A 6,372-nucleotide genomic window follows, 5' to 3' on the forward strand; every position below is an offset into this window, starting at 1 on the left:
CACACAAAAGCGTTGGTTATTGAAGCATTTAATGGGGATATTTTCTTGAATATCGCTGACAACATTTATGCCACACGTTGTTTGTTAACACATGAAGAGCATTCAGCGGTGTTTGATTTGGGTGAGAATATAAAAAAAGAAAGACGCCAATACGTTCCACCACAATCACACCCGTGGAAACTGGCATCTTTCAAACGCTATCTCAAGAGTATTGGAAAAACTCTTGAAGAGTATCAAGACAACAAGCTTGCTTGATACTTTAATAGCATACATTATTTTGCCCTATAAGTGCAATGATTTTTTTTAAAATCATTGCACTTATAGTGGCCCACATTTTGGGACATTTTCATTTTCGATTGACACATATTGTATCTATTATTTTTATAATGATACCTATTCTGACAAAAAGATCTGATTATATAAACATATTCAAAACGTTTTATACAAATAATCATCTACAACATACCTTATCATCCAGAATTAATTGTTTAATATACTCTACACATTTCTCTTTGTATAGTTATCGTGTTTTTCAAGAGTTTGACATCACTTCCATTTTTTCTATACCTAAAAATAAAAAATCAAGTGAATTTGTTCTACAACATCTTCACTTGATTTTATGTACTTCTTTTTGTCGATACTCCGAAAAATGTGTGAGTAAACTAGTAGTTTACTCACACATTTGCATTATATTCTTTTAAAACGTGTGCCTTGTGGCGTGTCGTCCAAAATAATACCTTGATCTTTTAAGTAATCTCGAATAGCATCACTACGTTTAAAGTCTTTATTTGCTCTAGCTTGTGAACGTTCTTCAATCAAGGCTAAGATTTCCTCATCAATTAAAGCACTTTCTGCTAATACAATACCAAACACTTCGGCTAGTTCACTAAATAAGGCTAGCATATTTTGTGCAATTTCCCGATAAACAACTGGCTGCTCACTATAAATATTTAACTCTTTAGCTAATTTATAAAGAACACTTAACCCATTTGGCACATTAAAATCATCGTCCATCTCAGCAATAAATTGCTCCTTTAAGACGTTTAATTTTTCTAAAATATCTTTATCTTGACCATTTTCATACTCTTTTGCGTCTTTTTTTAAACGATACTCAATATTGCGATAAGCCTGTCTAAGTTTTTCCAAGTTATTTTCAGCCTCATTTAAAACAGACTCTGAAAACGCTAGTGGATGACGATAATGTGCACTTGCTAATAAAAAGCGAACAATTTGTGGATCTACTTGTTGTAATAAATCTCTAGCGACTACAAAATTGCCTAGTGACTTACTCATCTTCTCACCATCAAACGTTACAAAACCATTATGTAACCAATAATTAGCAAATTGTTTTCCTGTTTTTGCTTCTGATTGGGCAATTTCATTTTCATGATGTGGAAATGTTAAGTCATGCCCACCTGCATGAATATCAATTGTGTCACCTAAATGTTTGATTGCCATAACAGAACACTCAATATGCCACCCTGGTCTACCTTGTCCCCATGGTGATTCCCAGCTAATTTCGCCGTCTTTGGCACTCTTCCACAAAGCGAAATCTAACGGATTTTCTTTACGGCTCAATTCCTCATCGGCTACACGCTCGCTAGCTCCACTCATCAAATCATCTAGCGATTGTCCACTCAGTTTTCCATAATCTTTGAAAGCATTTGTTCGATAATAGACATCTCCTTTAGATATGTATGCATAATCTTTATCAATAAGGTCTTGAACAAATTGAATAATATCTTCTATACTTTCCATAACACGAGGATTTAATGTTGCTTTTTTTATATTTAATAGTGTTGTATCCTCATAAAATGCCTGTATAAATTTCTCGGCTACTTCTTGTGGAGATAACTGAAGTTCATGCCCTCTATGAATAATTTTATCGTCAACATCTGTAAAATTAGAGACATAATTAACATCATATCCTCTATATTCTAAATAACGTCTAATTGTATCAAAAGCAACCGCACTCCTTGCATTACCAATATGTATATAATTATAGACAGTTGGCCCACACACATACATACTCACTTTTCCTTCTTTTAAAGGCTTAAATGCTTCTTTTTGCTTAGTTAACGTATTATATATTTTCATGTTTTTTTCTCCTATAATATATGCCACTTAATATAACACCTGAAACGATACTTACTGCAAGCCCACTCCATAATCCTACTGGAATATAAACCATTTTTATCGTATGACTCCCTGCACTAATCGGTATAGCTAACAAGCTCTCCCATACTTTTACCGTTTCAACCGGCTTATTGTCAACCCAGACTTGCCAGCCTGGACTATATGGAATACTTGTCATCATATATGTACTATTATCCGTAATATTAATATGTCCCTCTACCGTATTAGCATGCCAGTGTGTTACCGTCATGTTTTGTTTCATACGATTAGCAATGACATCTCGGATAGCTTGCCCATCTAATTTCCATAATTGAATATTAAAAATATTTAACTCATTTAATTTTGAAGTAGACACTTTAAACGTTGTTTCTTGATTTTGATTATCGTAGGCAATATTCCAAAGTTGTCTATGGTCAAAAGTTGGATAATACTCATATACTTTATCGTTTAATGTTAATTGAATATCATTTTTACTCTTATTTAATGTAGCTGGCACCGAAATGTAATAGGCTTCTTTTGTTTGTGGAGTAAACGTATAACGAATAGAAGCAGGTTTATCTTTATCTATTCTTGTCAAGCTCACACTAGATAAATCGTTTGGATTATCTGTTTCAAAGTTGTCTAAGTGAATATCATTAAATGCATATTGTTTAAAATACTCTTCTTTTGTGCCAGCCATGGCTTGTAAAATTTTATTTTGATTTTGTGCAGGACTATTTTTATCGAATGTCACATCAATTACTGCTTGCGAAACACCAAAACCTATAGAAAGAACATTATTATTTTGATAGACTCTTAATCTATCTGTTTCAGATACAGATTGATAATAAGCATATAAATCTTTTCGTGTACTTTCTCGTGTAAATGAATAAATATTAGCATCTCCTCTTAATTCCTCTGGTAGATTTTTCATTTGCACAATATATTTAACACCATATAATGCATCTGTCAACGGTGTACCCGAACCATAGTTAGTAGCTGCATTAGAGCCTGCATCTCCTAAATAATCAAACAAATCTAGTGTTGCAGCTTCCATAGTCGAACTAAAATGCGTTAAGCCTGGATAATTAAACATAAATGGATCATTCTTTGTCCGATTATATAATTTTGCAATACGATAAAAATCATTTTGTGGTGTACGAATAGTATCAATCACTTGTTTTTGAACAACTTGAGCATTAAGAAAGGCACCTGCATGTGCATACCCAATTCTAGATTGATCAATGTAAGCATTAAGCCCAAGCTCTAATATAGTGACCAAAAAGAGCACTCCATATAATACAAAATGTCTACGTTTCACATATAAAATACCTAGCACAAACAACCATAACGCAGAAGAAATGAGTTGTTGTCCAATACTCATAAATGAAAATTGGTTTTGATAGACAATCCCGTTCATAATTAAAATCGCACCAAACCCCATAATCAAAGTATATAATGGAATAGTTTTTATATCTTTTAGCGTCCGATAACCCATGAGTACCATAAGAAAAGATGTTAAATATGTAAATCTATGATAAAACCACGCAGGCGTCTGCCCTAAATGCCAAATCTTATTACTAAAATCATGTGCCATTGACACAATAAAAATAAACATCACAACGGCTAACATGATACGCTCGAATCTTCTGAACTGTTTTTGGGTAAAGAACAAACAAAAACCTACTAATCCTAAAGAGGCAATATAGACATTTGGTAACCCTGCAGGCATTTGATCATAATCAAAGGCACCAATGAATAGCTTTGATAAAATATCCAATGGATTAAATTCGAATTTCCAAAGAAATGTTAAACTTTCTGTATATGAACCTTTACTAATCAATAAATTTTGAACAATAGGAATTAACACAATCGCACTCAATCCAACTCCAAGAATAGAGTACATTCCCAGTCGAATGATTGGTTTACAGTAAGACATCACTTTTTCTGTCCATTTTTTACCGTTATAGTTGCGAGCCATATATATGAAGCTGTACAAAACAATAAAAAGGCACATCATATAAGCCATGTAGTATTGAAAAATAATACTTAAAGCCAGCAATACACTATATTTGATGCCTTTTCCTCCGTCTAAGACCGTTTCAACTCCAATAATAACAAGTGGGAGCATAACCATTGCATCATACCATAATGGGTTCATTTGATAAGCGACATTAAATCCAGTTAGAGCGTAAATTGTTGCAAAGACAGGAATTAACATTGGACGTTTTCCCATGGCATTATACCGTTTTATTAGTAGATGTGTAAATGTCAGTCCCATTGCACTATAACGTGCTAAAATCGTTAATGTTGCTGCAAGCGTAATCTGCTCATAAGGAACAAGAACATAAATAAGATTAAACGGACTCAATAAATAATATCCCCACAACCCTAACATATCTCCGCCTAATGATTTAGAAAAGGAATAAAATAAACTACTAAAGTCTAGTTCTAAAACTGCTCTTTTCATATACGCAAATAAATCAATATATTGAGAAGCAAAATCAATTGCCATAACGGTAGAGTTTCCAAAAGGTGTCACACCTTGTATCATGAAGATAACAAGCATAACCGTTACAGGTAGACATGCACTCATAATATAAACTTGTTTTTTAGCCATGTGATCCCTCACTTTCATGAACCGGTATAAAATAATCTAATATAGCAAGGAGCAAACGGTAATTAGATAAACTCGTCGAAGGTTCTAAAAAAATGGTACGATTCTCTTTATCTTTTATACCAAACATGCCATTCCATGATATTTGATAACGTAACAAGTCATTCCAATGATAAAACGTGTCATAAATAACAATTCCTTGATGTGAAAGCACTAAATCTTTCTCATCATTTGAGTCCATTAACAACTTAAATGATGTTGTGTCTTCCTGAACAGTAATTCGAAATAGTTCTTTTTGTTTAATCTGTTCAATCATAAATGGAGCCCAGATAGTCGTATGATCATCTTGAAACATTTTAAATGCAGAGGATGGCAATAATCCTAATAATTCTCCCTGTCTGTCATCTTTTGTTTTAAATAACAAACCTTTAGCAGTTTTATTGTTTTGTGGAATAAATTCATAATAGACAATATCATGATAAAAAAATTCCTCTTTCGTTTGCTCATTAACAATACCGTACTGATAAAATGAAAATTTTCCTGCTTTTTTAAATTGAAAATAAATCATAAAAATGATTGCAATACTCAATACTATACAAATAATTTGCCCAAAACTAAATAAATACTGCAATGTTTGATAGCTTGAGAAAAAAGCTCTCATATAACCAAAAATGGCATATAGTAGCACAATAAAAAAACAAAAAAAGACATAAATGACTAAAGCATCCATTCGCATGACATAAATTTTCTTTAATCTTCCCATAATGTTCTCCTCTGAAAATATGTTCTAATATGATGATAACGAAATCATTCATTAGCTATTTGTTGAAACGATTTCTTCGTAATGTAAAATAATCTGGGACTGGATCTACTCCCCCCTTAACAAACGGGTGGCATCGACAAATACGTCCTACTGCCATTAGACTCCCTTTTAAAGCACCGTGTTTCTCTACAGCCTCTAAAGCATATTGTGAACATGTTGGTTCATAACGACAACTTGGTGGGGTTAAAGGAGAAATGTAACACTGGTATCCTCTAATCATCCCTTTGACTATTTTTTTCATCACTTTCTTTTCCTTATCAGTATGTTGTTTTGATTATAACACATTTCACATCATTATTTAACTATGATATTAGAATAATTATGATTAAAAACTATTTACCAGACTATGATATACCACATTCTTGTTTTTTCTAAATCATAGCTGATTATTCATATATCACATTCCTTGTTAAAGTAAAGAAATGCCACCTTAACAAAGTGTAAAACAACGAGATAGAACTACTGAATAATTATATATTTTTAGACTATACGCTTGTGTTTCACAAGTTATTTTTTTACTTGACTGAATAAATCGTCACATTTTTTCATATACACAAACTTAAATGGCTTTAAATGAGGGCTCTTCGTCAAATTATGTTGGTAAGTAAAAATTCCAGCAAATATTAAGTTGTTTTTTCTTAATAGGGCTAGTTGTTTCTTTTCGAATCAGTATGCAGTTGTCAAGGTTTATAGCGTGAGCGTGCCTTGACAATAAGCATACTGATTTGATAGACTTTTCAGCCCATATTAAGATGGTTTAAATAATTTTTCTTGCACTAAAAATACTCGAGTTCGTAAATATGTAAAATATTTAAAC

Annotated in this window: 4 protein-coding genes and 1 pseudogene; 1 reads left to right on the forward strand and 4 read right to left on the reverse strand. The window is 32.5% G+C overall.

The window, feature by feature from the left end; all coding sequences use genetic code 11:
• A pseudogene (locus E4T68_RS08045) lies at positions 1 to 255 on the forward strand (ISNCY family transposase); the annotation flags it as partial.
• Positions 256 to 687: 432 nt separating this feature from the next.
• Here the strand turns inward: E4T68_RS08045 and cysS are convergent.
• The 4 genes from cysS to yidD are packed head-to-tail and all read right to left on the reverse strand — an operon-like array spanning position 688 to position 5,796.
• Entirely contained in the window at positions 688 to 2,097 is a 1,410-nt protein-coding gene (cysS, locus tag E4T68_RS08050; RefSeq protein ID WP_135125845.1) for a cysteine--tRNA ligase, read from the reverse strand.
• Positions 2,084 to 4,735 (reverse strand): YfhO family protein, encoded by a 2,652-nt coding sequence (locus E4T68_RS08055; RefSeq protein WP_167753869.1) that lies wholly within the window; start codon positions 4,733 to 4,735, stop codon positions 2,084 to 2,086. Before E4T68_RS08055 ends, cysS begins: the two co-directional genes overlap by 14 nt.
• The gene (locus tag E4T68_RS08060) at positions 4,728 to 5,495 is read right to left on the reverse strand and encodes a hypothetical protein (protein ID WP_135125849.1); all 768 of its coding nucleotides are present in this window, start codon (positions 5,493 to 5,495) and stop codon (positions 4,728 to 4,730) included. Before E4T68_RS08060 ends, E4T68_RS08055 begins: the two co-directional genes overlap by 8 nt.
• Positions 5,496 to 5,550: 55 nt before the next feature.
• Positions 5,551 to 5,796, reverse strand: a complete 246-nt coding sequence (gene yidD, locus E4T68_RS08065; protein ID WP_209305064.1) for a membrane protein insertion efficiency factor YidD — start codon at positions 5,794 to 5,796, stop codon at positions 5,551 to 5,553.
• Positions 5,797 to 6,372 lie beyond the last annotated feature (576 nt).

The sequence above is a fragment of the Granulicatella sp. WM01 genome (assembly GCF_004570605.1).
Taxonomy (GTDB): Bacteria; Bacillota; Bacilli; order Lactobacillales; family Aerococcaceae; genus WM01.

Coding starts and splice junctions, on each gene's coding strand:
- cysS (WP_135125845.1), bottom strand. CDS start 2,097: ATGAAAATATATAATACGTTAACTAAGCAAAAAGAAGCATTTAAGCCT.
- E4T68_RS08055 (WP_167753869.1), bottom strand. CDS start 4,735: ATGGCTAAAAAACAAGTTTATATTATGAGTGCATGTCTACCTGTAACG.
- E4T68_RS08060 (WP_135125849.1), bottom strand. CDS start 5,495: ATGGGAAGATTAAAGAAAATTTATGTCATGCGAATGGATGCTTTAGTC.
- yidD (WP_209305064.1), bottom strand. CDS start 5,796: ATGAAAAAAATAGTCAAAGGGATGATTAGAGGATACCAGTGTTACATT.